General features: G+C 61.7%; 40 protein-coding genes. 9 read left to right on the forward strand and 31 right to left on the reverse strand.

All coding sequences use genetic code 11. From position 1 onward, the window contains the following. Positions 1-355: 355 nt before the first annotated feature. The 26 genes from QNO06_RS04895 to QNO06_RS05015 form a co-directional block, all read right to left on the reverse strand. A complete protein-coding gene (locus tag QNO06_RS04895) occupies positions 356-973 on the reverse strand; it encodes a DUF7340 domain-containing protein (RefSeq protein ID WP_227914523.1) in 618 nt (205 codons plus the stop codon). Then, positions 970-1,335, reverse strand: coding sequence for a hypothetical protein (locus QNO06_RS04900; protein ID WP_227914521.1), 366 nt, complete (start codon positions 1,333-1,335; stop codon positions 970-972). The genes QNO06_RS04895 and QNO06_RS04900 overlap by 4 nt, the downstream gene beginning before the upstream one ends. Next, positions 1,332-1,733 (reverse strand): DUF3310 domain-containing protein, encoded by a 402-nt coding sequence (locus QNO06_RS04905; protein ID WP_227914520.1) that lies wholly within the window; start codon positions 1,731-1,733, stop codon positions 1,332-1,334. Before QNO06_RS04905 ends, QNO06_RS04900 begins: the two co-directional genes overlap by 4 nt. A gap of 133 nt (positions 1,734-1,866) precedes the next feature. After that, complete coding sequence (locus QNO06_RS04910) at positions 1,867-2,109, reverse strand: hypothetical protein (RefSeq protein ID WP_227914517.1); 243 nt, start codon at positions 2,107-2,109, stop codon at positions 1,867-1,869. Continuing rightward, entirely contained in the window at positions 2,106-2,246 is a 141-nt protein-coding gene (locus QNO06_RS04915; RefSeq protein WP_284162761.1) for a hypothetical protein, read from the reverse strand. Before QNO06_RS04915 ends, QNO06_RS04910 begins: the two co-directional genes overlap by 4 nt. A gap of 148 nt (positions 2,247-2,394) precedes the next feature. After that, positions 2,395-2,613: a hypothetical protein gene (locus QNO06_RS04920; protein ID WP_227914512.1), complete on the reverse strand. Its 219-nt coding sequence runs from the start codon at positions 2,611-2,613 to the stop codon at positions 2,395-2,397. Continuing rightward, positions 2,610-2,807, reverse strand: coding sequence for a hypothetical protein (locus QNO06_RS04925; RefSeq protein ID WP_227914510.1), 198 nt, complete (start codon positions 2,805-2,807; stop codon positions 2,610-2,612). The genes QNO06_RS04920 and QNO06_RS04925 overlap by 4 nt, the downstream gene beginning before the upstream one ends. A 26-nt stretch (positions 2,808-2,833) precedes the next feature. Continuing rightward, the gene (locus QNO06_RS04930) at positions 2,834-3,124 is read right to left on the reverse strand and encodes a hypothetical protein (RefSeq protein ID WP_227914508.1); all 291 of its coding nucleotides are present in this window, start codon (positions 3,122-3,124) and stop codon (positions 2,834-2,836) included. Next, positions 3,121-3,312: a hypothetical protein gene (locus QNO06_RS04935; RefSeq protein WP_227914506.1), complete on the reverse strand. Its 192-nt coding sequence runs from the start codon at positions 3,310-3,312 to the stop codon at positions 3,121-3,123. Before QNO06_RS04935 ends, QNO06_RS04930 begins: the two co-directional genes overlap by 4 nt. Then, entirely contained in the window at positions 3,309-3,503 is a 195-nt protein-coding gene (locus QNO06_RS04940) for a hypothetical protein (protein ID WP_227914504.1), read from the reverse strand. The genes QNO06_RS04935 and QNO06_RS04940 overlap by 4 nt, the downstream gene beginning before the upstream one ends. 57 nt (positions 3,504-3,560) lie before the next feature. Further along, positions 3,561-3,920, reverse strand: a complete 360-nt coding sequence (locus QNO06_RS04945) for a RusA family crossover junction endodeoxyribonuclease (protein ID WP_227914501.1) — start codon at positions 3,918-3,920, stop codon at positions 3,561-3,563. Then, entirely contained in the window at positions 3,917-4,441 is a 525-nt protein-coding gene (locus QNO06_RS04950; protein ID WP_227914500.1) for a DNA N-6-adenine-methyltransferase, read from the reverse strand. The genes QNO06_RS04945 and QNO06_RS04950 overlap by 4 nt, the downstream gene beginning before the upstream one ends. A gap of 136 nt (positions 4,442-4,577) precedes the next feature. After that, positions 4,578-5,090, reverse strand: coding sequence for a hypothetical protein (locus QNO06_RS04955; RefSeq protein WP_227914499.1), 513 nt, complete (start codon positions 5,088-5,090; stop codon positions 4,578-4,580). A 177-nt stretch (positions 5,091-5,267) separates the two neighbouring features. Further along, positions 5,268-5,663, reverse strand: coding sequence for a hypothetical protein (locus tag QNO06_RS04960; protein ID WP_227914498.1), 396 nt, complete (start codon positions 5,661-5,663; stop codon positions 5,268-5,270). A gap of 1 nt (position 5,664) precedes the next feature. Then, entirely contained in the window at positions 5,665-6,177 is a 513-nt protein-coding gene (locus tag QNO06_RS04965; RefSeq protein WP_227914497.1) for a hypothetical protein, read from the reverse strand. Position 6,178: 1 nt separating this feature from the next. Beyond that, positions 6,179-6,433, reverse strand: a complete 255-nt coding sequence (locus tag QNO06_RS04970; protein ID WP_227914494.1) for a glutaredoxin domain-containing protein — start codon at positions 6,431-6,433, stop codon at positions 6,179-6,181. 207 nt (positions 6,434-6,640) lie between these two features. Next, entirely contained in the window at positions 6,641-7,111 is a 471-nt protein-coding gene (locus QNO06_RS04975) for a single-stranded DNA-binding protein (RefSeq protein WP_227914493.1), read from the reverse strand. 177 nt (positions 7,112-7,288) lie between these two features. Further along, entirely contained in the window at positions 7,289-7,879 is a 591-nt protein-coding gene (locus QNO06_RS04980; protein WP_227914491.1) for a hypothetical protein, read from the reverse strand. Continuing rightward, the gene (locus QNO06_RS17035) at positions 7,879-8,394 is read right to left on the reverse strand and encodes an NUMOD4 motif-containing HNH endonuclease (protein ID WP_227914490.1); all 516 of its coding nucleotides are present in this window, start codon (positions 8,392-8,394) and stop codon (positions 7,879-7,881) included. Before QNO06_RS17035 ends, QNO06_RS04980 begins: the two co-directional genes overlap by 1 nt. Then, positions 8,394-9,098, reverse strand: a complete 705-nt coding sequence (locus QNO06_RS04985) for a lambda exonuclease family protein (protein ID WP_227914489.1) — start codon at positions 9,096-9,098, stop codon at positions 8,394-8,396. The genes QNO06_RS17035 and QNO06_RS04985 overlap by 1 nt, the downstream gene beginning before the upstream one ends. Before the next feature lie 148 nt (positions 9,099-9,246). Continuing rightward, positions 9,247-9,468, reverse strand: coding sequence for a hypothetical protein (locus tag QNO06_RS04990; protein ID WP_227914488.1), 222 nt, complete (start codon positions 9,466-9,468; stop codon positions 9,247-9,249). Positions 9,469-9,583: 115 nt separating this feature from the next. Beyond that, entirely contained in the window at positions 9,584-9,856 is a 273-nt protein-coding gene (locus QNO06_RS04995; protein ID WP_227914487.1) for a hypothetical protein, read from the reverse strand. A gap of 94 nt (positions 9,857-9,950) precedes the next feature. Further along, a complete protein-coding gene (locus tag QNO06_RS05000) occupies positions 9,951-10,175 on the reverse strand; it encodes a hypothetical protein (protein ID WP_227914486.1) in 225 nt (74 codons plus the stop codon). Continuing rightward, positions 10,172-10,552, reverse strand: a complete 381-nt coding sequence (locus QNO06_RS05005; RefSeq protein WP_227914485.1) for a hypothetical protein — start codon at positions 10,550-10,552, stop codon at positions 10,172-10,174. Before QNO06_RS05005 ends, QNO06_RS05000 begins: the two co-directional genes overlap by 4 nt. A 2-nt stretch (positions 10,553-10,554) precedes the next feature. Then, a complete protein-coding gene (locus QNO06_RS05010) occupies positions 10,555-10,893 on the reverse strand; it encodes a thioredoxin domain-containing protein (RefSeq protein WP_227914484.1) in 339 nt (112 codons plus the stop codon). Between the two features lie 229 nt (positions 10,894-11,122). Beyond that, positions 11,123-11,497, reverse strand: a complete 375-nt coding sequence (locus QNO06_RS05015) for a helix-turn-helix domain-containing protein (protein ID WP_227914483.1) — start codon at positions 11,495-11,497, stop codon at positions 11,123-11,125. Positions 11,498-11,687: 190 nt separating this feature from the next. Between QNO06_RS05015 and QNO06_RS05020 the strand changes: the two genes are divergently transcribed. From QNO06_RS05020 to QNO06_RS05050, 7 genes are all read left to right on the forward strand, one after another. After that, positions 11,688-12,308 carry a hypothetical protein gene (locus QNO06_RS05020; RefSeq protein ID WP_227914482.1) on the forward strand — a complete coding sequence of 207 codons (621 nt, stop codon included), beginning with the start codon at positions 11,688-11,690 and terminating at the stop codon, positions 12,306-12,308. A 49-nt stretch (positions 12,309-12,357) separates the two neighbouring features. Then, the gene (locus QNO06_RS05025) at positions 12,358-12,765 is read left to right on the forward strand and encodes an ImmA/IrrE family metallo-endopeptidase (protein ID WP_227914481.1); all 408 of its coding nucleotides are present in this window, start codon (positions 12,358-12,360) and stop codon (positions 12,763-12,765) included. A gap of 41 nt (positions 12,766-12,806) precedes the next feature. Next, entirely contained in the window at positions 12,807-13,196 is a 390-nt protein-coding gene (locus tag QNO06_RS05030) for a hypothetical protein (RefSeq protein ID WP_227914480.1), read from the forward strand. Further along, positions 13,193-13,468 (forward strand): DUF6221 family protein, encoded by a 276-nt coding sequence (locus QNO06_RS05035; protein WP_227914479.1) that lies wholly within the window; start codon positions 13,193-13,195, stop codon positions 13,466-13,468. The genes QNO06_RS05030 and QNO06_RS05035 overlap by 4 nt, the downstream gene beginning before the upstream one ends. Before the next feature lie 267 nt (positions 13,469-13,735). Beyond that, positions 13,736-13,942, forward strand: a complete 207-nt coding sequence (locus tag QNO06_RS05040; protein ID WP_227914477.1) for a helix-turn-helix domain-containing protein — start codon at positions 13,736-13,738, stop codon at positions 13,940-13,942. A gap of 353 nt (positions 13,943-14,295) precedes the next feature. Continuing rightward, positions 14,296-15,159: a tyrosine-type recombinase/integrase gene (locus QNO06_RS05045; RefSeq protein WP_227914596.1), complete on the forward strand. Its 864-nt coding sequence runs from the start codon at positions 14,296-14,298 to the stop codon at positions 15,157-15,159. 244 nt (positions 15,160-15,403) lie between these two features. After that, positions 15,404-15,577 (forward strand): hypothetical protein, encoded by a 174-nt coding sequence (locus QNO06_RS05050; protein WP_227914476.1) that lies wholly within the window; start codon positions 15,404-15,406, stop codon positions 15,575-15,577. Between the two features lie 265 nt (positions 15,578-15,842). On the opposite strand, the gene QNO06_RS05055 is transcribed toward QNO06_RS05050, so the two are convergent. Next, a complete protein-coding gene (locus tag QNO06_RS05055; protein ID WP_227914474.1) occupies positions 15,843-16,397 on the reverse strand; it encodes a hypothetical protein in 555 nt (184 codons plus the stop codon). Positions 16,398-16,606: 209 nt separating this feature from the next. Here QNO06_RS05055 and QNO06_RS05060 point away from each other — a divergent pair, with 209 nt between their 5' ends. Then, the gene (locus tag QNO06_RS05060; protein WP_227914472.1) at positions 16,607-17,998 is read left to right on the forward strand and encodes an ABC transporter substrate-binding protein; all 1,392 of its coding nucleotides are present in this window, start codon (positions 16,607-16,609) and stop codon (positions 17,996-17,998) included. Positions 17,999-18,240: 242 nt separating this feature from the next. Further along, positions 18,241-19,767, forward strand: a complete 1,527-nt coding sequence (locus tag QNO06_RS05065) for an HNH endonuclease signature motif containing protein (protein ID WP_284162773.1) — start codon at positions 18,241-18,243, stop codon at positions 19,765-19,767. 116 nt (positions 19,768-19,883) lie between these two features. On the opposite strand, the gene QNO06_RS05070 is transcribed toward QNO06_RS05065, so the two are convergent. The 4 genes from QNO06_RS05070 to QNO06_RS05085 form a co-directional block, all read right to left on the reverse strand. Then, positions 19,884-20,630 (reverse strand): ABC transporter ATP-binding protein, encoded by a 747-nt coding sequence (locus QNO06_RS05070; protein WP_227914073.1) that lies wholly within the window; start codon positions 20,628-20,630, stop codon positions 19,884-19,886. Beyond that, positions 20,627-21,574, reverse strand: a complete 948-nt coding sequence (locus tag QNO06_RS05075; RefSeq protein ID WP_227914139.1) for an ABC transporter ATP-binding protein — start codon at positions 21,572-21,574, stop codon at positions 20,627-20,629. The genes QNO06_RS05070 and QNO06_RS05075 overlap by 4 nt, the downstream gene beginning before the upstream one ends. A gap of 119 nt (positions 21,575-21,693) precedes the next feature. Next, a complete protein-coding gene (locus QNO06_RS05080) occupies positions 21,694-22,674 on the reverse strand; it encodes a branched-chain amino acid ABC transporter permease (protein ID WP_227914074.1) in 981 nt (326 codons plus the stop codon). A gap of 15 nt (positions 22,675-22,689) precedes the next feature. After that, complete coding sequence (locus QNO06_RS05085; RefSeq protein WP_227914140.1) at positions 22,690-23,997, reverse strand: branched-chain amino acid ABC transporter permease; 1,308 nt, start codon at positions 23,995-23,997, stop codon at positions 22,690-22,692. Positions 23,998-24,113: the final 116 nt, after the last annotated feature.

Here is a 24,113-nt window from a genome sequence, read left to right on the forward strand (position 1 = left end):
AGGACATTGTGTGTGGTGCGGCTTGTGTGATTACGGGCACGGCGTGTTTCCTCCCCAGAATGGTGAAGGGCTCCAACCTGGGAAGTGTTGGAGCCCTTCTGACCCGCATGATCATGTGCGGGGTTTTGGGTGACTGCTACCCGGACTCGGCCTGATTGGCCTTCGGGTGGAGCTGCGAACAACCGCCTCGCGGCCCGGGTAGCGTCACGTCTATGGTCACACAAAGAACGGCCCCCAGTGTTGGGGGCCGTTGCTTGTGTGAGGGTGTTTTGGACATGGTTGGTCCAACTGGTATTGATTCTAGCAGTTAGGTGGGGTGTTTGGGCAGGAAATGGGAAGTTATTCTATAACGGTTTCATAACGCTGCTGCTAGTTCTTGCCATTCACCGGACGTCCACTCCACACCGCACGCCCTACACGACGCCACACCACCATCCCGTGCGGTCACAATCAACGCTGCAGCCCTGGTCTTCTCATCATCCACCACCCGGATCACATACTTCTCCTTGCAGATGGGGCAGGGGTGCGAGAGTTCCCAACGTCGCGGCGGGTTCAGCATTTCCTGGATGTCGTCTATCCACCGGTCCAAGGTGTTGAGGCAGTGTTCTTGTTCGGTGGGGTTGATGGTTGCGTGTGCGGCCCATCCTTGGATGTTGTCTTCGATGCTCTTGTGTTTGCGTGTGCCGGTGAGTCGTTCGTATTCGTTGCCGGCGGTGGTTTGGATGGATTCGTAGAGGGTGTACGCGCCGACAGCAATAGGGATTTTGGGGTGGAAGCCTGATGCGCCTCCGTTGCCGCCGATGCCTTCCGTGGTGGATTCGCGGAGTTGTGCGATGAGTCCGGGGACTTGGCCGCTGGTTTTCTCGATGAGTGCTTGCCCGTCGATGCTGTACGCGGTTTCGTGGGTTTGCAGGTGGGTGCGTGTCAGCTCATCCACGTCCAGGCGGAGAGACATGGCGATGTCATAGATCATGCAGCGGCTCCTGGTTCGTTCAGGACGGTGGCAGGGAGGGCGGGCACGCATCCGTGAAAGTCACCGTAATACCAAGTGCCGCTAACCCGCTCCATGATGTCCTCCAATGCATCACGGATCACAACCCTGTTCGGCAGCGCACGCAGTTCCTCGACCGTCGTGATGATGCGGGGCTTGGCTGCTGCTCGCACCATTGCATCGATGGACCTTGTGACCTGAACGGCATAGGTCCCACTAATCAGCTTGCCGCCCGCTGAGAACAGCCGCACCTCACCGCCCGGGTTCTTGCGGAGATCTGAGAGCCAAAGGTGCTCATTGGCCTGCGCCAGATCGTCGCGCCGGTCGCTCCGTTCCGCCTTCATACCGTCTCCTGCCGTTCTACCCACATGCTCAGGTATTGGATTGCTTTCTTGATGTCCTGCACGGGGTTGTCTTTGAGGGTGTGGCGGAGGATGTACTTCACCGCGTTCAGCGTCTCCCAAGTCCCACCTGCTGCTTCGTGTGCCCGGATGATGTCGATGACTTCCACACCCGCTGGCACACCCTCCGTGTAATGCGGCGGGTGGGCGACGGGATCAGGGGTGGGTGTGTCGATGAGTTCGAGTTCTTCGGTGGCGTAACGGGTCCCAATGCCGCCTATGCTCACCATGATCGGCAAGACGAACGACTCATCGATGTCCACGACTGTCCCAGACTTGCCGTAACGGCCGTCTTTGACATTCACTACCCGCACCGGATCCCCAACTTTGTATTCGCTCATGTCCCCGCGCTTTCTGGTTGTATTTCTATTTCCAACTGGTTTAGGTTGTTGCACCCGCATTGGCAGTCGGTTTGGTCGCCTACCTGGGATAGTCACGCAACCAACCAGAACACCGGGGTTAGCAAGAGGCGGGTCATGCGGCGTCCTCGGCTTGGCGGTACGGGTTGGGCGTGGATTCCCGGATGCCGGTTTCATCCATGGGCTTGAGGAAGTCGAGGGCGACGGATGCACGGCCTTCCTCCCACGCCTTCGCTGCGATCTCTCGTGCGGACGCTTGCAGGGTGTCGCTCATGCCGATCAGGTGGGTGGACAGTCGATGGTTTGCGGCAGTGAGTCGTTCAACTTCTGCGCGGAGTTCTGCTTCGTTCATGTTCATGCGGCGTCCTTGTGGTTGCGGATGTGGTCGTGGATGGTGATGGTGGTTGCTTCACTTCGTTGGATCCAACCCAGCCCGCGGAGGATCTGTTCGTGCCCGGGGACGAACCCAACCTGGTCGTCTTTCGTCTCAATCACGCTGATCAGCCAACCCATCTGCCCTGACCCTTCCGTGCGGATTCGAGTTCGGTGAGCAGGCTACGGACACGGTCAGCGAGGAAACGCATCTCCCCAATCGAATGAGTCCGCCCAATCTCCTCCAAGTCATCCGCAAGATGGTCCGTGGTCATGCCGCACTCACCAGCTTCGTGACCGCGGAGAGTGCGGCGTGCGATTCGTGTTCTCCAATGCGGACTGTGGTCGTGATGCCAAAGTTCGCTTCGGGCCACTTGGAGGCGACTTCCCATCCGCACTCATCACAGATCACGCCGCCGAAGTCCTCATTGCGGACGTAGACCCTGTGCTTGACCAGTAGCGCCGCGATGACTTCTGCCATGCGGTTCATGCCGCCCTCCTTCGCTTACCGGCGATGCGTTTGGCTTCGAGGCCGCGTGCGAGGCTTTCGGCGGGGTCTTCGTCGTCTTGGTAGTCGCCCATGTCCGCCAACGCTGCGAGTGTGCGGTCCTGGTCGTGTTCGAGGTGGTCTACCCGGTCACAGAGTTCGATGATGAGCGGCCCATCCTCCGTAAACGGCGCCATCAACCGCGCACGAGTAGTCAGGGCGCTCATGCGAGGGCCTCCGAGATCATTGTGAGGATCAGGCGGGCTTCCACGGGCTTGCTGGGATATCCGCCCGGCAGCAAGTAGGCGGACTCGCTCATAGCCTCCTCAGCCAACTGCTGCACGGCTTCGAGTGCGGCCACGAGCTTCGGCACATCGTAGGAGGACTGTTCGGCGATGAAGGCGGCACTGATTGAAAGCGCCTTTTCTTGGGATTCATCTTCGGCGTTGATGAGCTTCAGTCGCGCCTCTGCCGCTCCTGCAGCGCGCGCTTTGATGTCGTCCAGTGTGCTCATGCTGCGTTCTCCTGGTTGTAGGCGTCCTGCAATGCTTGGTGTGCGGCCGACAACTCGTCCATCCGCTGATTGAGTAGGCTCATGTTGAACGGGCGGGCCACTGTCGCCGCATCCACAAACACGGTCGCCTGCTGCACCCGTGTCTTCGCCGCCACGATCGCCTCGTAACGCGGGTCCCAGATGCTCACGCTGCAACCGCTTCATCCGGCCAGATTTCAGCCTTCACTCCATCCGGGAACTCCACCACGTGCATCGGCAGGACTTCGGCATCATGGGTGGCGTCCGGTTCTGTGATCGTCTGCAGGATCCGGATAGCGGACCCGTTGCGGTGGGCCAGGGACGTATCGGCAGTCTTGAAGGCCAGTGTGGTGGGTTCCATGTTCTTCCCTTTCGGTTGTTCGCGTACCCCCACAATACCTCCCAATCAGGTTGTTTACTAGGGTGTTTGAGAGGTTTCTTCCACAATCTCCAACACAATCCGCGGCGAACCTTTACCCCCATGCCGCATGTCCGGGCCGATCACATGCTCATGGTCGTCATCCACCAACAACCCCGCCTCAACCAGGCCATCCACTGCGGCCTTCACAGTCGGCCACAAATTATTCGGGTCATACCGTCCACCACGCGCCTTGTAGAAGAACGCCGTGATATGCACCGGCGTGGTCAGAGGCGGCAAACCAGCCACCGCCTCCCGACCAGCCCGCCGCCACTCAGCCGTCAACTTCGCAGCCGCCATACGATGCAACCGCTGATTCGAATTCAACCAACCAGCCGGCGCCGGAACCTCAACAATCACGCCGCTAGCTCCTCGCCAATCAGCCCGGTCGTCCGGTTGTCCACGAACGCTCCGGGGATGCTGCACCGCATGAGCCGTCGGGCCGCATCAATGCCGTAAGCGATCAGGACGGAAGGCGCCCCCGCGTTGGCTGGTGCACGCGTCCCATCCGGGCGATGGAAGTGAAGCCGGGATTCGATGAACAGCAGGGCGGTTGCGTGCGGCCACACGTGGTCGAAGAACATGCGCGTCTCGGTTCTAGCGAATACCAGGGCGATCCCGTCACCGTGCTTGGCGAGCCGTTCAAGCCAGATCGCCGCCTGCTTGCCGTATGGCGGGTTCAGCCAGACGGAGCCTTCCCATTCGTGGCTCAGCCCATCGTCTTCGATGGTGTAGTGCTTGGCCGCGGTGTCCCATGGCCGGTTGAGTGGCGAGCAGGGGTCGAGGTCGAAGGGCCCGAGTGCTTCGATGATGGAGGGGGGTGTAAGCCATACGTCGGAGATCATGGCTGCGGACTGGTGCGATCCCATTGCGCCGCTCATGCCCACGGGCTCCGGGGTTCCTCGACGTAAATGTGCGGGCCGGGGGTGTGCATGCCGCACACAACACCCGCCTTCTCCTGCGCTTCCGTGATGACTTTGCAGTCGCAACGGTGCGGGTGGGGTGTGTTCGACCAGATCATGCTGTGGACCCTTCTGCGGGGTTGGTGGGTGTGGTGGTGGGTTCGGGTGCTGTTCGGCGCTTAGCGGGCTTCCTATGGCTTTTGGGTGGTAGTCCTGCGCGGGTGCGGAAGTCGGGTGGCATTGGGGTTTTCACGGCCGCACACTCCCGGCAGGTGGAGAAGTGTTCGTCGGGGTGGTCGGCACAGGGTGGGTCGTTCGTGTCGGGTGCTGCGTACCGGCCGGCGAGTTTGTCTTTGGCTGCTTTGAGCTCAGCCCGGGTTGTGGCCAGGTTCCGTTCGACGTCCCAGTGGGCGCCGGGGAACTTGATGATTGCGGGTTTCTCGTTGGTGGGTTCTGCTGCTGCCCGGATTGCGGCTATGCATATCTCGGTTGCGTTGCCCATGTCGGCTTGTGCGGCTATTGCGATCTGGTCGTATGTGCCTTTGACACCCCAGTTGGGGCGTAGGAGGTTGATGAGTTCGGCGAGCTTTCGAGCCTGTTCTGGTGTGAGTTTTTGGTCATCAGCCATTGCGGGTGTCCCCCATTACGTAAGTGATGATTGATGATTTCTTTGCCACCCCCTTCTTTAAAAGCCAAGAACAGGGAGAGGTGAGATAGAGACTTAGGTGAGTCGCATCTCTATGTACGTTCGTACGTACGTACGTAGGATTCGCTGATGCGATCGCTATGCGACTCGCATATGCGATCAGTTATGCGATGACGTGCACTGACCGTTTTGCCAGCAGTCTTCGCCGTGCCAGCGTTTGCAGTTGCCTCGTTTGGCGCCCTGCGTTTTGGCGGTCCTGGTTTGTTCGACGGCTTCCTTGGTGGGGTTCCGTTCCGCCCAGTTCCGCAGGATCCAGCCTTCTTCGTGTTCGTCCCACAGTCCGTGTTTGACGAGGTTCGCGGCGTCTGTGGGTGTTCCGTGGACGAAGGGGAGTGCAGCTTTCGGGATGATGCCGTTGCTTTCCTGCAGGCCTACGTATGCGATGGAGCAGGCGTAGGTGAAGGCTGTTTCTTTGCCCTTTTTCTCTGCCATGAGGGCGAGGATCTTCTTGTTGCTGGCTATGTTTGTGTCGAGTCGCACCCATTCGAGGGCCATTTCAAGCTGCTTCCTGGTGGGTTTGTTGGTGGTTTCGGCGTGCTCGTTCGACTTCTTGGTTGAGTGTTTCGAGGCGTTGGGGTCCGAGCCACACGTTGTCGGGGTGCGCCTCCATTGCCTGGTCGTAGGCTTCTTGGGCTGCGTCCCTCTTGTGTTGGTTTCGGTATTCGTTGCGTGCTTGTCTGCAGGGTTCGCAGAGGGGTGTGCGGTTGCGGTAGTGGGCTACGGCGCCGGATGGTGTGCCGTGTTTGGCTGCCTTGCGTGGCCTGGGGTTGGCTCGCAGTTCGGCCATGTGTTTGCGGTGCGCTTCTTTGCAATCTGGGCAGGCTTTCTCGCCGCGCATGATGTGCCGGTTGTATGCGGAGTTGGTGCCGTGGGGTTTGAGCGGTCGTGCTGGTGGAGCGGGTGGTGCTGCCCGGTATTCTTCGTGGGCTGTTGCCTGCCAGCGTTCCTCGGTGTCTTCCAAGATTTCCTCACGCGTCCGGCCTTGTTTCCCCCGGTACTGGTAGCCCATGTCAGGCCGCCTTTCCGTAGTGGATGTTGATGAGGTCGGGGCGGTATCCGGACCAGTGGACGGGTTGGGTGGGGGTGTCGATTACGACGACGGGTGCTGAGAGGTGGCCGAGGGATTTCACGTACTCGAGGGCGGCCGGATCCTTGGTCATGTCGACAGGCGTGTATTCGACGCCCTTCTTGTCCAGGTCGCGCTTGGTGGCGTCGCACTGTACGCAGGCGGGTTTGGTGTAGAGGGTGGTTGCGGGGTGGTTCATGCTGCTGTCCGTTCGTGGTTGGTGAGTGGGATCCAGCCGAGTGCGCGCGCTTCGGGTGCACAGTCACGGCAGTATCCGGTGGCGGTGCGTGGGTCGGTGTTGACGGGGATTCCGCAGCGGCCGCAGTCGTAGGCTTTGGGGCGCGGTTCCCGGTATGGAAGGGACCGCGCCCGGAACGTCATGTCGCTCATGGTGTGAGTCGGCTCCTTAGAAGGGCGGGTTCGACGTGTTGAGGTCCGGACCCCAGCCAGTGGAGTTGCTTGCCTGCCCTACAGGCGCACCCCACGGATCCTGTGCCGGCGCCTGCTGTGCCTGGTGGTATCCGCCCTGCTGCTGACCGTGCTGGTTGGTCTTCGGGACGATGGCGATGGTGCGGGGCTTGACCTCCGCGGAGAACCCGAACCCGCCGTCCTTCTTCTCGTACTTACGGACACTCGCTGTACCGGTCACGAGGACTTTGGTGCCCTTGCGGAGGTGGTCTACGAGGCCTTCTGCTTTGTCGCCCCATTCGGTGACGCGCCACCAGGTGGTGTCTCCGGCGTCTTCCCACTGGTTGGTGTCGCGGTTGAGGCGGCGTGGTGTGTCGCCTACTGAGAATTCGATTTTGGCTTTGCCGCTGGGGGTGAATGAGAGTTCCGCGTCGTTGCCAAGGTTCCCGGTGAGGGTGATGTCTGCCATGTTGGTTATCCGACTTTCTTTAGGTGGGGTTCTGAGTGACTAGTTAGGTGCAGCCCGCCACAGTGTTGGCATGTGTACGGTTCGATGCGGGTGACTCGTTTGCCGGTGGTGCGTCTGGCTTTGTCCATTTGCCGTCTGGCAACGGAGCGTGCTTTGTGCCAGGACGGGTAGGAAGCTTTACCGCACTGCATCGTTGTCTTCGCGAACTGCGGCGAGGATCTTCTGCGCGTCTTCTGCACTGATCTGGTTGGGGTGCTTCCACTCGGTGCCGATGACTTGCCCGGCGCTGGCGAGGAGTGTGGGACCGTCGCCTTCGTAGCCAGCGGCGCCAAGAGCGTTCCGGATGGCCTGCCACTGTGCCTGCCACGGTTCGGTGACTGGTTCGGCGAGGACTTCCACTGTGTGCTGCTTGACCTTCTTCTGACTGATGCGGACGGGGATGGTGAACGGTTTGTCGAGGTGCGACATGGCGGTCACTTCTACGCCGCCGACCTTCTCGCCTGCATAGATCACTTCGGGGTTGTTGATGAGCTTCACGGACCTGCCCACCCACACGTCTGACTCGGTGCCCCAACCGTTCGCGATGACGCGGAGCATGCCCTTTGAGGGCTTCCACGGCCGGCCGTCCATCCCTGCGAGGTCCACGATGACGGGCTTGGCTGCATCGCCCTTACGCACGGCCTGGATGGTTGCCACGATGGGCGCTCCGGTGAGGTCTGAGGCGTTGAGCTGGTCACTCTTGGCGACCAGTGCTTGTGAGATGTCCATTAGATAAGCTCCTTTTCTCTGCGCTCTCGGGCGCGTTGTCTTTTGTTGGCTCCATGCCGCCGGCCGCATGCCCGGCACCCGCGATGTTTTCTATCTCCCGGGTAGACGTATGTGTTTTCGGGGCTGTAGGGATGTCCTGCAGGGCAGTGAGTTGTCCCAGCGTTCCCGCCCTCGTTGCGGGACATATCCCGCATATTGTCGGTGCGGGTTCCCCAGCGGAGGTTGTTCAAGCAGTTGTTGTCATGGTCGTCGTCCCAGTGCAGGGCCTCCATGCCAGGAGGGCACGGGCCGACGAAGGCTTCGAGGACCAAGCGGTACGGATATGCGTCCACGGTTTCTCCGTCGCGGGCCAGGCTGACGCGGGGCCGCCCAGTGGGCAAACGCCGTTCTTTGAGTACCCGCCCACGGAGGCGATTTCCGTGGGACGTGACCCTGTCCACACTGCGGACTCTGCCGTTGGTGGATACCTCGTAGAAGCCTGCGTAACCAACTACCGGACGCCATTCCTCGGCCATCAGAAAGTGATGTCCAATCCTGCGAAGAACTCGATGCGTTCCGTTGCGGGAGCATCTTTGGTTAGCTCGCGGTAACGGTCGATTATGGAGGTGACGTTGTCCTCGAACTCTGTCGCGGCATCGTGGATAGCCAGGAACCATTTCTCATCAGGGAATACGCGCTTCACGAATAGCGGCATCCCTCCGCAGTAACTGATGAAGTCCAGCCATTCCCGGCCTGACACCAGCAGTCCTGTCTGGATTTGTGCCATATGTTCAAGCGGTACGTCGTTGCTTAGGATCGTCGTAAGGTGCTTTTTCTGCCGGGGAGCCTTGATCTCAAGCAGCCCTTCGTCTCCAACCAACCCATCGGGCGAGAAGCCAATGCGGTATCCGTGTTGCTCCAGGAGCATGAATCCCACTTCAGTTGCCGGCGCATATCTTTCCGAGTAGATGTCACGGGCGATTGGCTCTGACAGGTTCCCGCGCTCCATGTCTGCGCTGGTGAATGTGGGTTCGACGTAGCCGGTGATGCGTTCGGCGGCGAGGTGCTTGGTGAGTGTTCGCGACGTCTCGTTGTCGGCAACCTTGACCGTCTTCGCGGTTACTAGGTTGTGCATGACTGATGCGGTGAGGATGCCGGCGCGTGCGGCGAGCCATTCGGGGGTGCCTTGTTCGAGGTCTTCGTATATGTGGAGTGTTGTGCCCGGGGCTGTGACGCTCATTGGTATCTGCTTTCCGTGTGTTTGGGGTGGGCTGGGTCATCTTTGAGGTCGCTGTGGGCGCAGTCGTCAGTGCAGAGGCCGTCACATTCGTCGCAGTAGAGGTCGTGACAGCCCTCACACGCGGACCCGGAAGAAGCCGCCCCCGGGGTCATCGGTAGTCCTTGAGGATGTCGCTGGCGGGGTCTGTGCCGCCCCAAATGATCGTGCAGCCGCATACCGGGCAGTTGATCCAGGTTGGCGGGTTCACCCATTCGTCGGTGTCTTTCGGGAGATCATTGGGCGCCTCTGGATGCGGGTAGATGACCATGCTGGTTTGGCATTCGTCGTTGTCGCAGGTTCCCCAGTGAGCAGTCTGGCTCTTGACGCTCATTGGTATCTGCTTTCCGTGTGTTTGGGGTGGTTGCAGTTGGGGTCGGGCCAGGTTTGGAGTGTGGGTCCGTCTGGTGTGCGGCTGCTGGTGATGGAGCAGGTGCAGGGTTCCGGTGTCATGCGGCGATGTCCAGGTCGTCACAGATGCGGCATCCGGTGGGCGCCTGTGTACGCCGCTTCTTGAGCGGGGTGACGTTGGCGGTGGGTGCCTTGGTGATGGGCTGTGCGGGGTGGTGCTTGCCGAACGGCTTGGTGTGCTTGCCGGGGGTGTGGGGCAGGACGATGTAATCGACGTCCTGCAGATGCCGAGACGTGGACCACCCCGCGCTGTGTTTGGGTGCCTGCTGCGTGCGATCGGACCAGAGTGCGAAGTGTGCGTGCTTGCTCATTTGGTGTCTGCTTTCGTGGTGATGTGGTGGCCGGTGCTGGTGGTGAGGAAGAAGATGCTGGCGACGAGGGCCAGGAGGATGACACTGTCCGGGATCATGCGGCCACCCCTGCCATGACCGAGTGCGGCGGGTTGCTGGGGGATTCGCCTGCCTGGTAGCACTGGGGGCAGGCATCCGTGAGGCGGCCGATGAACCATCCCGCGTCTCGGAACATGGACAGGTCCGGCTGGGTGGGGAACGTCTGCATGTCGTGCTCGAAGCAGACGTCGCAGAACATGCGCCACTGGTTCGGCTCACCGGGGAGCCATGACCGGCTCATGCGGCGGTCCTGGTGGCTTTGTAGCCGGCGCTGTGGAGGATGTTGTTGAGTGCGTGCTGGTAGTCGGATTGGGTGTCGCGGATCCGTGTTTCCCGCATGCCTTCCCGGTATGTGGGTGCGTCGTAGAAGTCGGCGATGTCCGTGTCCGCGAGCTGCTTGATGTCTTGGAGGTTGCCGTACTGCTCCACCGCGTCCTCGAAGTCCCTTTCACTGATCGGGTAGATCGCGAACAACACGGCTTCGAGCTGCTTGATGAGGAACTTGTAGTCGTAGCCACCGAATCCGTCGCCGGGCCATTCGTCGTGTGCTTTGCCGATGAACTCGGTGACCAGGCGGACCGCTTCGTCCTGTTCGGGCTTACTCGTGATGATGTCCATGGTTATTTCCCGTCTTCCAGTTCGATGATTCGATCAATGGCCTTGCGTGTTGTCTGGACCTGCTGGGTGTAGCTGGCGACTCCGCTGAGGCTGAGGGCTACGGCGTTACGTCGTGCCTGCAACTTCGCCTGTGCGGCGCTCACCTCGATCAACCCGGCGAGGTCGTCGTGTCCGGCGGCTTTGAGGAGTTCAGCAGCGACCGTGGGGGCATCAGCGTTCTGGATGTGAATCTCCTTGGCGTCCAGCTCGCCCTTCGCGATCAGGATCACGCGGTCGCCGTCAGCGCTCGTGAGGAGTCGCAGGATGTCGCCGACGTTATCGGTGTATGTGTAGTCGCTCATTGGATTCCTTTGAGTTGGTTGCGGAGGTGTTTGTTGCGTTGTCTGCGTGTGGTGGGTGGTGCGGGTGTGGTGCGGCCTTGGTTGATGAGTGCTTGGAGTTGTTCGGGGGTGAAGTAGTAGGAGCGGCCGATCTTTGTGTGTTCCCATCCGTTGCGGCAGTTCAGGTGGATGGTTCGAACGGTTTTGTTGAGGAGGGCTGCAACCTCCTCAGCTGTGTGGAGAGGTGCTGTCATGCAGTGAGTCCTAAGGGGAGGGTTTGGATGATGCGGATGAGCCACGGTTCGACACCAAGCACCTCCGCGATCGTTTCGACGCGGGTGTCAGGCATGCGCTTGAGGCCCTTTTCGTACTGGCCAAGAGTGGATCGGGCGAGGTGATGATCCTCGCTATGCGGGGCCTTCGGTTTGAGGTTGGTGACTCGGAATGCAAGCTCTGCCTGTGTCATCCCGAGGTCGTCACGGAACTTAGCGACGAGGGCCCCTTCACGGATTTCCTCGGTGATGAACTCCGGCGGCTTGGCGGGGCGTCCGGCTCGACGGGATGTGATGTCGGTAACAGTTGCGGATCCGTTTGCCGGTCTCCGCTGCAGTGTGGTTGTTCGCATGTAGGAAGTGTAGGAAACAATTAGGAGGTTTGGCAAGGGGGAAACGGAAACATTTAGGAAGTTCGCGCAACGACGCGGAAGTTGGCCCCAAAGTTGTTTCCGGATACCTGCCGTTGTTTCCTGATTTCGGGGTCGCAACCTCACACCCGTCCGCTAGTTGTTTCTTGAAAAAAGTTTCAGACTGGGTGGCATGAGCAAACATCAGGAAGAAGCGAAGAAGACTTTGGGCCGTCTCATCACCGCCGGGTACAAGGCGAAGGGTGATACACGGCAGTCGGCGGCCAAGGAAATGGGCATGGCGTCCCGGTCCTTGTACGCACTTGAAGTGGGTGAGGTGGCGGTCCCGCGGAGGTACACGCAGGAACGGTTGGAGAAGTTCTTAGGGTGGCGGCGTGGGGCGATCGCTGATTTGTTGTCGGCCGGCCCTGGTGTTGATTTGGACCGGGTGACGTTGGACACGATGCGTGCTGAGCCGTCTGCTGAGTGGGTTGCTGCTGGGCCGGCGGATGTGGATGAGACTGCACGGCGGATCCAGGAGGATGCGCAGGCGCTCAGTAACCGTCTTAGGGAGCGGGATCGGACTGTGGAGTCGTTGGAGTCGGAGTTGAAGCAGGAGCGTGAGCGGACGGACAAGTTGCAGGAGGACTTGCATCACGCACTCGAGGCACTGCGGGCTGAGCAGAAACGGTCTGCGGCCCTGGCGAATGGGTATGACTTGGCTGCGGATACGTCCCCTAATAGGGGTGCGGAGTTGCGTGCGGTGTTGGATGAGGTTGCTGAGGGGAACAGGAATGTCGGTGGGCGTGGGTAGGTTCGTGTGACTGGTTGTTTGGGGTGCCGGTCACAGTGGGAGGTTTTGGGTGTTTGATCCGTGGTTGGTGTTGAGGGGTCAGCCGCATATTCGTTTGGAGTGGGCGACGCTTGAGGGGCGTGTGGGTGAGACGAATGGTGTGGATTTGATTCGCCTGGATACGCGGTTGTTGCAGGTGGAGCGGCGGTGTGTGTTGACGCATGAGTTGGTGCATGTGGCGGCCGCGCATCGTGGGTGTCAGCCGGTGACAGTGGAGCGTGGTGTGCGCCGGCGTTGTTCGGAACTCCTGATTCATGTGCAGGATTTGCGGCGTGAGTTGCGGTGGGCGAGGAGCATGGGGGAACTCGCCGCCGAGTTGTGGGTGACGGAACGCGTGCTGGAAGACCGGCTCACACATTTGACCCAACAGGAACGCAACTACCTTGCTACCGGGGAAACCGCAGCACTAACCGCCTAAACACCCTATACAACAACATGATCGGGAAGTAGAATGGAGGTATGACAAACACCACGGATCCGCGCGTAGAAGCTGCAGCGAAAGCGATCATGGATGACAACCCTTTCAACGATGAGCCGGACCTGTGGGACGTCCCAAGCATCAAGGCCCACTACGTTGCCATCGCATCCGCCGCGCTCAAAGCTGCGGATGAGGTCGACCGCCCCATTGCTAGCCGGGTCCTCATCAATGCCGTAGAGGCGCTGCACTATGCCGACGAGCCAGTGGCAGGCGTCTTGCCGCTTGTCTGCGCTGAGGGCACGTGTGGGCACCCGGATGATGGCTGCCCCGAAGCCAGCATCCTGTTCTGCTACGAGTGTTCACACATGGGCGAGCACTACATTCAGTGGCCCTGCCCAACCATCAAAGCAATCCGAGAGGTGGCAGAATGAGCGTCCGTGAGTTCCTCCTCGCCAGGATCGCGGAGGATGAGGAGCAGGCTGAGGTTTGCCGAGTCATGGGGTGGGTGCCCGCGAAGAAGTATGGGCTAACCGCCGTTGGCCCTGACCGCCTGCTTGCCGAGTGCGCGGCCAAACGGACGATCGTGGAGGCGTTCGACCCCGAAGCCCCTGACCTTGACCCGTATGTCGGAAGGGATGTGATGCAAATGATGGCATCCGTCTACTCCGATCATCCCGATTACCGGACGGAATGGGCGGCGTAACAAACCCGCTCTGGGGCGTGGTGGGACACGCGTCCCGGGGTGGGACAAAGTCCCATGATTTAGGTGCCTAAACGACGCATAACGTGCCTAAACTGCTTCCGGATCGGGCAAAGTTCGCGTGGTTCCGGGGTTTGGTCAGGGGTTCGATTCCCCTAACCTTTTCCGCACAAAAGTACGGTTGATACTTCCTATACCTCCTAATAAGGGGTACGATTAGGCATAGAACGTGTAGTTCTAGTGAAGTCCCGCCTAACGGAAAGGCCCATCATGGCTGTCGAACCCAGTCCCGTAAGCTCCATGAAGATCCTCCTCACCACCGAAGAAGTAGCCGACCTCCTGGGGTTGTCGCCCCGCACCGTCACTAACTGGCGGTACCTGCAGGTCGGGCCCCCGCATGTGAAGCACCGGCGCCGTGTCTACTACCGTGCGTCCGATCTGCAGGCGTACATCGAAGACCTGCCGGCGGCTGCGTGATGGCTAGGACTGGGCGCCCGATCATGCCGATTGGTGGGCATGGGGCGATTACACCACGGAAGCTTGAGGGTGGGGGGTGGCAGGCGCGTACCCGGTTCAGGGATATGGATGGGGTGACGCGTTTGGTGTCGGCTAATGGTCGGACTAAGCCTGCAGCGTTGCAGGCGTTGAATGCGAAGTTGAAGGATCGTTCGCGTTTGGGTGGTGTGGACCTTAGTGCGGAGAGCACTGTTGCGGAGTTGGCTGAGGCTTGGTTCGCGGGTGTGTCTGAGTCGCCTGGCACACGGGATACGTACCGGGGGCTGTTGGATTCGCATGTGCTTCCGCGTCTTGGGAATAACCGTTTGCGTGAAGTGACGACGGGCAGGGTTGAGCAGTTCGTCAATGCTGTGGCTAAGCCGACGACGAAGCATATTGTGGCGAAGAATAATCGGCCGATGACTGTGCGGTCTGGTGGTCCTACAGCGGCTCGCATGTCGCGGACGGTGTTGGCGCTGATGTTCGCGTTGGCGGTTCGGCATGATGCGGTGCCTGCTAATCCGGTGCGTGAGTCGAAGCAGCCGGTGGTTGAGCGTAAGGAGGTTCGTGCGCTGACGCCGGAGGAGTTCGTGACACTGCGGCAGAACATCGTGGACTGGCAGGGGTCGGGCACGATGGGGCCGCGGAAGTCTCAGGACTTGATCGACAAGGTGGACATGTTCGTCGCCACCGGACTCAGGCCGGGGGAGCTCCTTGGCTTGTTGTGGGAGGACGTGAACTTCGATTCCACCCCGGCAACGATCATGGTCACGGGCACGATCAAACGGACGTCGGTGAAGGGTTTGCATAGGCAGGCGTTCCCGAAGTCGGAGAGCGGCGAACGCGAACTCCCACTACCGCAGTTCGCGGTGAAGATACTGGCACGCAGGAAGCTCGCCAACGACCCCGCCAAGAACCCTATGGGCCTAATCTTCCCGTCGAAGGTTGGTGGTGTCCTGGACCCGGGGAACTTCCGCCGTCAGTGGGTGGAAGCTCGCGGCCCGGAGTTTGAGTGGGTGAAGCTGGGCGGGTTCCGTAAAGCCGTTGCCACCCTGATTGAGCGGGAAGCGGATTCGGTGGTCGCGTCCCGTCAGCTCGGCCACTCATCGGATGCGGTCACACGCCGCTACTACATTGCACGCGACCACATGGCACCAGACTCAACACACATCCTCGACCAATTCGGAGTAGCAGAATGACACCCAACGAAATCTGGCAGGAAGGCTTTCGAGAGGGAGTCCGCCACGCCAAGGCAGCTAGCAAGCCCCGCACCATCACCACCGTCGAGGAACTGGACGCATTGCCGGACCACACGATTGTCAGGGACCACTGTGGGCCGTTGGAGCGATACACGAGCGCTTGGTCAGGTAAGCGAGGGTGGTATGTAGGGGACAACCCAGCGAACCCCGTACTCCCCGCGACCGTCCTGTGGGAGCCGGAAGCATGAGTTCCGTTGAGGTAACCCGCGTGGAGGGGAAGCCCAGGTGGCGGCTGGCCTACTGCCATATCCACAACGACGGATACCGCGGCGGGAAGCTCGCCGCTGAGAAGTGGGCCACCCGCCATGTGGCCGAATACCACCCGGACGAGATGACCCCTGAGAGCGTTCAGGGTTAGGTCATCGTTAAGTCATCGGTAAGTCGCAGTTGTCCCGATTTAGTGGTGGTGTCCTCCGCGTGTAGTGGAGTGGCGGAGGATGCCACTTCCCTTTACCCATAAGGGTCCGCGTGTAGTGGGGGAGTAGTTGGGATGTAGGTCAATAGGTGGGACTAGTGAACGGTGTGTTGTCGGTTCGAGTCCGACCTGGGGTACAGCGAAGCCGGCGTGCGGTTCCACCGGCAGGCAGTTCACCGGCGTGAAGTTTCACCGGCAGGGGAGTGCCCTAGCCCTCGTTGCGGCCCCGTGCGGAGCGGTTGCGGTGGCGCAGCAGGAGGGCTCCGGCCAGCCCGCCCAGAATCACGACGGCGGCTGCGGCCGGCAGGACGGCGGATGAGCGTTCAGAGCCGGACACAGGGATGGCCGACGGCGACGGGACAGGCGTCCGCGACGTAGGGGGCGCCGTCGTCGGAGCAGGCGCACGCACCGGAGCCGGAACTGCGCCGCCTCCAGCCGGAGCTGTGGCAGGAGCAGTGGCGGCAGCGCTGGAGTCAGCCGGCGTCGGGACGGGATCAGGGGCCGGTGAAGACGGCTGCAGCTCGAGCCCGGGGGGAGCCGGAACCGCCTCGGAGTAGTTGCCCGTTGCCGGGTCGTAGCTGCTTTCTCCGGGGTTGTAGGGTGCGGGATCGCCGGTTGCTGCGCAGGTCTCCACACCGTCCACGACGGCGGGCACCAGACCCGGTGCGCAGGACAGTGCCTGCGCCGGCGCTGCAGCGCCGAGAAGGAGCAGGCTGGCGGCAGTAAGCGTGGAAGCGGCAGCGGTTAGAGACCGGATGTGCAATTTTCCCCCAAATGAGCGTAATAAAGCCATCGTATAGGGCTGGACGGCCCCTACTCGCAAGGGCGCGAAGGCCTAAATGTGACGAGCGTTACAAGGCTGTAACCGCAGGCTCTTATATTCGACACAATGTTCCATTAGCTTTTCTTCTAATCAGGAACACCTGGTGTTGCGTCAAAGGCACCCGCCTTTCGATCGGGGAGATAACTTTTATGACTGCACTACGCCATTCCGGCGGTCTGGGCTTGGGCGTCGGATACGCCCGCACCGCTAAGATTGCCGCCCTCGGTTTGGGCTTTGCCCTGTTCGCCAGCGGCTGCGGCGGCAACAACTCCGAATCCACTTCGGAAGAGTCCACCGGTTCGAGCGACGCCGCAGCGGCGTCGGTCCTCACCTGCCCCGAGGGCGAAGGAGGCACGGGAAGCGATCCGGGAGCCAAGGGGGATGCCTCGGCCGTTCCCGCGTCCACCGGCACCACCGACGTTCCGCTGAAGATCGGGTCCCTGCTCCCGACAACGGGTTCCCTTGCCTACCTGGGCCCGCCGGAAATCGCCGGCGTCAACCTGGCTGTCAAGGAGATCAACGACGCAGGCGGTGTCCTGGGCAAGCCTGTTGAGGTGGTCCACCGCGACTCCGGCGACACCACCACGGATATCGCCACCCAGTCGGTCAACGACCTGCTCAGCCAGGATGTCAGCGCCATTGTGGGCGCCGCCTCCTCGGGCGTGTCCAAGACTGTTATCGGCAACATCACCGGCGCCGGTGTCATCCAGTTCTCTCCCGCGAACACCTCGCCGGACTTCACCACCTGGGATGACAACGGCCTGTACTTCCGCACCGCTCCGTCCGACGTCATGCAGGGCCGCACCCTGGGCAACTACATCATGAGCTGCGGTGCGCAGACGGTGGGCATGATTGTCCTCAATGATGCCTACGGAACCGGACTGCAGAGCAACGTCCAGAAGTCGGTGGAAGACGCAGGTGGCCAGGTAGTGGCCTCTGAGATGTTCAACGAAGGCGATTCCCAGTTCAGCAGCCAGGTGGATTCCATTGCCGCTGCGAAGCCGGATGCCGTGGTGATCATCAGCTTCGACCAGGCCAAGAGCATTGTTCCGCTCCTGAAGTCAAAGGGTATCGACGCCAGCCAGATGTTCTTTGTGGACGGCAACACCTCGGACTACAGCGACAGCCTGGACGCCGGAACGCTTGAAGGGGCGCAGGGCACCATTCCCGGTCCGTTCGCCTCGGATAACTTCAAGGACTCCCTGCTGGCGATCGATCCGGCCCTGAAGGACTGGTCCTACGCGGGTGAAAGCTATGACGCCGTTACCCTGCTGGCGCTGGCCTCCGAAGCGGCCGGCAGCACCGACGGCAAGGCCATGGCAGCCGAACTGCAGGGTGTCTCGGGTGAAGGCGAAAAGTGCTACGACTTCGCCGGTTGCGTGACCATCCTGCGGGGCGGCGGCGACATTGACTACGACGGCTACTCCGGCCCGGTCACGTTCGATGAGAACGGCGACCCGACGGAAGCGTTTATCGGTATCTACCAGTACGACGCCGACAACAAGCCGGTGCCGAGCCGCTCCGAAGAGGGCAAGCTCTAACTGCAGCGGGGATAACTGCGGCAGTAGAAACAGCAAGCAGATCAGCCTCGCCGGGAAACCGGCGGGGCTGATCTGTTTTTCGATGCGGCGTTGGTGGTTTTCCGGGTGTGACGGGGGCGGGGGACCATGGAGATAGAGGTAGGTAGTGGCGTCCGAAAGACGAGTATTTGGAGTTTCCCGTAGGGCCGTTTTGACCCTCTTTTGGGCCCGGAAACGTCAGTGCCGGGTGAAATCCTTGAGGCATGGATCAGCTCGGAAACGCCGAACGGATAACCGAAGAATCATGGTCTGAACACCAGCCCGCCGAAGGCCAGGCTGGTACCAAGGATGCCGCCGACTCGGAGCGCACACTCGCGGTTTTCCGGGCAGATATCCGTGCTGAAGCGGCCGACGGCGGCTCCCGGTCCCACGGTTCTGCCGCAGATCCCGGCGCTGCCGGGGATGTTCCGGACGGGTTCAGCGGACTACTGGCTCTGCAGAACTTTGAATCCTTTGACGAACAGGCCACCTGTGATGTTTTGGCCCGCGTGGTCCATCTGGTTCGGTGGACGCAGGCACAGGAGGCCCGCCTGATCCACCATATGGAGGAACTCTTTCGGTCCGGTCTCTGCAAGGATTTGGGCCGGGAAGAAGCCGGGCTCGCGTTCAGCCTCGCAGCTTCGGAATGCGCAGCTATTTTGAACGTCCCGCAGACCACCGCGCAGGGGATGATGTTCGAAGCGGACAGGCTCTGCGGCGTCCATACCGCCACCCTGGCCGGATTGGAAGACGGACGGTTCAGCTACGGGCACGCTCAAGTGGTGCTCGACCAGTGTGAGAACATTCCGGCGTCGGAGCTTCCCGGGTTCGAGTCCGAACTGCTGGCCAAGGCAGAAGGCGTAACGAGGAGCCAGTTCTGTGCCAAGGCCAGGCGGCTAAGGGAGCGCAAATACCCGGAGACCGTGCCCGAACGGCATCTGACTGCCTTTGATAAGCGGCGGGTTGTCCTGGACCGGGACGAGGACGGCATGTCGTGGCTGTCGGCGCATTTGCGGGCCGCGGAAGCCCAGCAGATCTACACGGCCTTGAGCACTGCTGCCCGCGGTGAACAGGCCGCCGGTGACTCCCGGACTGCGGACCAGCTGCGCGCCGATGTCCTGGCCCAGCTGCTGATGGGCGGCCTCGGCTCAGCCCCGTCCCGTGCACGAAGTGGAGCAGGTAGTGGAGCAGGCGGCGGAGCAAGCGGTCGAGCAGCCGGCGGAGCGGGCAGTGGATCTGCCGAGGCCGATCCCGACGGCTCAACGGTCCTGCCGCGGGCGGAGATCATGGTCCTGATCAACGCTGAAACGCTCTTTGGCGCCAACGAGGAGCCGGCTGAGCTCCACGGCTACGGTCCGATCAGCGCCGAAGAAGCCCGCCGACTGGCCCGCAACGCTGCGGGGTGGACGGGTCTGGCCCAGGATCCGAAGACCGGTGAAATCCTCGGCGTGGGCAGGCGTCGGAAAGTCCCCGCGGGACTGGCCCGCTGGCTACGCGCCCGGGACGGGACCTGCCGGTTCCCGGGTTGCAGGGTCAGCACCGCCGTCACGGAAATCGACCACACCATCGACTGGGCAGACGGGGGTCCAACGGACCACGGCAACCTTGAACACCTGTGCCGCCGGCACCACCGCTTCAAGACCCGGGGGTTCTGGAAGGCCTCCCAGCCCACGCCGGGCGTGATGGAGTGGACCTCGCCCACGGGACGGGTTTATCGGACCGAACCCTTTCTGGAACTGGCACCGCGGTAGGGTTCGCGGGCTTGCAGTCCGCGCCCGCGAACCCAAGCCTGCCTCTAGACGGGTCAGGGCCCGTCCCCGGCATACTTTCCCGGGGACGGGCCCTGACAGCCAGACAGCCGTGGCAACTAGGCGGACTCTGCCAACGTTCCCAGGTACAGCTGGATGACCTTCGGGTCTTTCATGAGCTCACGTCCGGTACCCGTGTACGCGTCCTTGCCCTGGTCCAACACATAGGCTCGGTCGCAGATCTGCAGGCAGCGGCGGGCATTCTGCTCCACCATGATCACTGAAACTCCGGCACGGTTGATTTCATGGACCCGCAGGAAAGCTTCGTCCTGTTTCACGGGGGAGAGGCCAGCCGAAGGCTCGTCCAGCAGCAGTACAGCTGGATCCATCATCAGCGCCCGGCCCATGGCAACCATCTGCCGTTCACCGCCGGACAGGGATCCGGCACGCTGGGCACGGCGTTTAGAAAGCTCAGGGAAGACCCCCGCTACGAAGTCGAAGCGTTCCTTGAACGTCCGAGGCGCCTGATACACACCCATCTGCAGGTTTTCCTCGATGGTCAGGGACGGGAACACGTTGTTGTTCTGCGGCACGAACCCCACGCCGCGGCTGACGAGCTTGTTGGCCTTGAGTCCGGTCAGGTCCTGGCCGCGGACAACAACTGTCCCGGAATGAACCTTCACCAGGCCGAACATGGCCTTGAGCAGGGTCGATTTGCCGGCACCGTTGGGCCCGATAATGCCGATGAGTTCTCCTCGCCGGGCTTCAATACTGCAGCCGTTGAGGATATTGACCCCGGGAATGTAACCGGCCACAAGGTCGGTCACCTTGACGACGGAATCGCCCTCGAATGCATCGGCGCTCATGCCTTGTCCTTCCGTTCATCGACTCGCCCGCCGGCAGTGCCGGCAGGTTCAGTGCCCACCGAAGACTCGGCGTCGTGCTCCAATTCCGCCTCGAGCTTTTCGAAGCCCTCGGAATCGGCAAGGTCCACGTCGTGATGGGCGCCCAGATAGGCATCGATCACGGCCTGGTCTTTCATCACCTCGGACGGAGGGCCCTCGGCAACTACCTTGCCTTCAGCCATGACCACGACCCAGTCGGCAATGTGGCGGACCATGTGCATGTCGTGTTCCACGAACAGGACCGTCATGCCTTCGGCCTTGAGGTTCTTGATGTGGTCCAGCAGTGACTGGGTCAGGGCAGGGTTCACGCCGGCCATGGGTTCGTCCAGCATCACAAGTTTCGGTCGGACCATCAGGGCCCGCGCCATTTCCAGCAGCTTCCGCTGGCCGCCGGAAAGCGACGCCGCGTAATCCGCACGCTTGGTGTCTAGCTTGAACTTGGCAAGCAGGACGTCGGCCTGCTCGGTGATCTCGTTCTCCCGGCTGCGCCACAGCGGCGGCAGGAGGGCCCGCCACAGTGACTCACCCGGTTGGGATGTGGCACCCAACCGCATGTTTTCCAAGACGGTGAGCTTGCCCATGACCTTGGTCAGCTGGAACGTGCGTACCATGCCCAGCCGGGCCACCTTGTAGGCGGATACCCCCGCGAGATCCTTGCCTTCGAACTGCCAGGTGCCGGACTGGGGGGTGTCGAAACCGGTGAGGAGGTTGAACAGCGTGGTTTTACCGGCACCGTTGGGGCCGATCAGGGCGGTGATTTTGTGCCGGGGAATTTCCACGTGCTCAACGTCCACGGCATTAATGCCGCCGTAGGTCCGGGTGACGTTTTGAGCCACAAGGATGGGATCCCGCTTGGCGCAGCCCGGACCCGTTTCTCCTGCGGCGATGGGTTGGGTGTCGCTCATATACGGGTTCGCGACGGCGTCGTCCGCGAGGGTGTCGACGGGCACGGCTGCCGGCTCGGCGGCATGCGCCCCGCCGGCGCGGACTGAATCCCCGGGACTGGACTGGTCTGCCTGGTGGCTCATGCGAACGACAGCTCCTTCTTGTTGCCCAGGATCCCCTGGGGCCTGAAGATCATCAGCAGCATCAGCGCCACACCCACAAGGATGTAGCGGATCTGGCCTGCTTGGGAAGTGGTGATGAAGGTGATGTATCCCGATTCGATGGCGCCGTACAGGACGCCCTGGGTGATGGAGAGGATGGCCCAGAAGATCATCGATCCCAGCACCGGTCCCAGCACGGTGGACATGCCGCCCAGCAGCAGGGCCGTGTACAGATAGAAGGTGAGCTCGGTGCCGTAGTTGGCCGGCTGCACGGCGTCCCGGGGGAGGGTGAAGATGATTCCGGCCAGGGTGCCGAGAAGGCCGCCGATGATCAGTGCCTGCATTTTGTAGGCGTAGACGTTCTTGCCCAGGGCGCGCACGGCGTTCTCATCTTCACGGATGCCCTTGACGACGCGGCCCCAGGGACTGCGGATGAGCATCCACACCAGCAGGCAGGCAACTATGACCAGCGCCCAAGCCACGATGCGGATCCAGACGTCGCGCTCGTTCATGGAGAACGGACCGATGTTGTAGCTGCCCTCCGGTACCGGGTTGAGGTCGTAGAAGCTGCCGGTGAAGGCGGCGAGCCCGTTGGCGGATCCGGTGACGGAGGTCATCGAGTTGGTGGTGACGACGTACCGAATGATTTCCGCGGCGGCAATGGTGACGATGGCAAGATAATCTGCGCGCAGCCGCAGCGTGGGAATGCCCAGGATGACCGCGAACACCACTGAACCCAGAAGGGCAATCAGCAGGGCCAACGGCAGCGGGGCGTTGAAAGAGAGGATCGGAATGGCGAAGCCGTAGGCTCCCACGGCCATAAACCCGGCCTGGCCAAAGTTCAGGAGGCCGGTGTAGCCGAAGTGCACGGCGAGGCCGAGAGCGGCCAGCGCGTAGGCGGCCGTCGTGGGGCTGATGATCTCGTTGAAGGCACCGAGAAGAATATTGGCGAAATCCATGTGTAACTAAGCCCCTTAACCTATGCGCTCGCGGCGGCCGAGAAGGCCCTGCGGCCGGACCAGCAGGACAAGAATCATGATGACCAGCGCGCCGACGTATTTCAGGTCAGCCGGCAGCCAAAGAGTGGAGATTTCCACGAAAAGCCCCACAAGGACGGAACCGACCAGCGCCCCGAACACGGTGCCGAGACCGCCCAGGGTAACCCCGGCAAAGATCAGCAGCAGAATCTGCTGGCCCATATTGAAGGAAACTCCCGGACGGTAGTACGCCCAGAGAATGCCGCCCATGGCAGCCAGCGCACCGCCAATGACCCAGACCAGACGGATCACCCGGTCCACATCGATGCCTGAAGCAGCCGCAAGTGCGGGATTGTCCGACACCGCCCGGGTGGCCTTGCCGATCCTGGTCCGGAGCAGCAGCAGCGCTACCACCAAGATCGCGGCCAGGCTGACAATCAGGGACACCAAGGTGTTCCGGGGAATGGACACCGGACCCAGCTCCAGGACGGGGCTCTGGGAACCGGGCAGCTGCTGGGTTCCGCCGCCGAAGAAGAACAGGACGGTGTAACGGACGGCGACGGCAAGGCCGATGCTGACGATCATCATCGGAACCAGTCCCGTACCCCGCCGGCGCAGCGGCTTCCAGATGCCGGCGTCCTGCACGTATCCGAAGGCGGCACCGCCAAGCACCGCCAGAGGCAGGGCCACCCAAACCGGAAGTCCGATGGCGGCGAAAGCGAAAGCCAACACCGCGCCCAGGGTCACCATTTCACCGTGGGCAAAGTTGGTCAGGCCGGTGGTGCCGAAAATCAGTGAGAGGCCGACGGCGCTCAGGGCCAGCAAGAGGCCGAAGCTCAGCCCGGCAACGGCGCGCTCGGCCAGAAGCGAGCCGAAGCTTTCCTGCTGCAGGACAATTCCCTCGCCGAGCAGGAACAGGGTGGTGATGTTGCTGGTACCCGCGAATGTCACCGTCCGCGGGTTCTTCTGGCCTTCGGCGAGGGCTACGCCCTCTGGGAGGCTGGATTCATCGAGTTCCACTTCATAGGCGCCCTGTTCGGGCACCCCGATGGACCAGGAACCGTTCGCTCCGGTAACGGCTTCACCCTCGTATCCGTTGCCGGTGGCCGTGACCTTCACCCCTTCCAGCGGGGTGCCCTCATTCTTGATGACGCCGCTGATCCGGTCACGGAATTCAGCGCCGTCCGTGGGTCCCGGGCTGGTGGCCGGCGCTGAGGCACCGTCCGACGGGCTGGTTGTAGTTGCGTGAGCGGCAGGGGCTGCGAAGAGCAGGGCAGCGAACATCGCCGCCACCGCTGCCAGCATCCCCAAATACCGGGTCAGCGCCGATGTTCTTGCCAAGTTCCGAAACCTCCGCGCAGGGCTGCGGCACCGCAAAAGCGGTCCGCAGGCGGGTAGATGTGACTCAGGTCACCGATTGG

The organism is Arthrobacter sp. zg-Y20 (assembly GCF_030142075.1).
Lineage (GTDB): Bacteria > Actinomycetota > Actinomycetes > Actinomycetales > Micrococcaceae > Arthrobacter_B.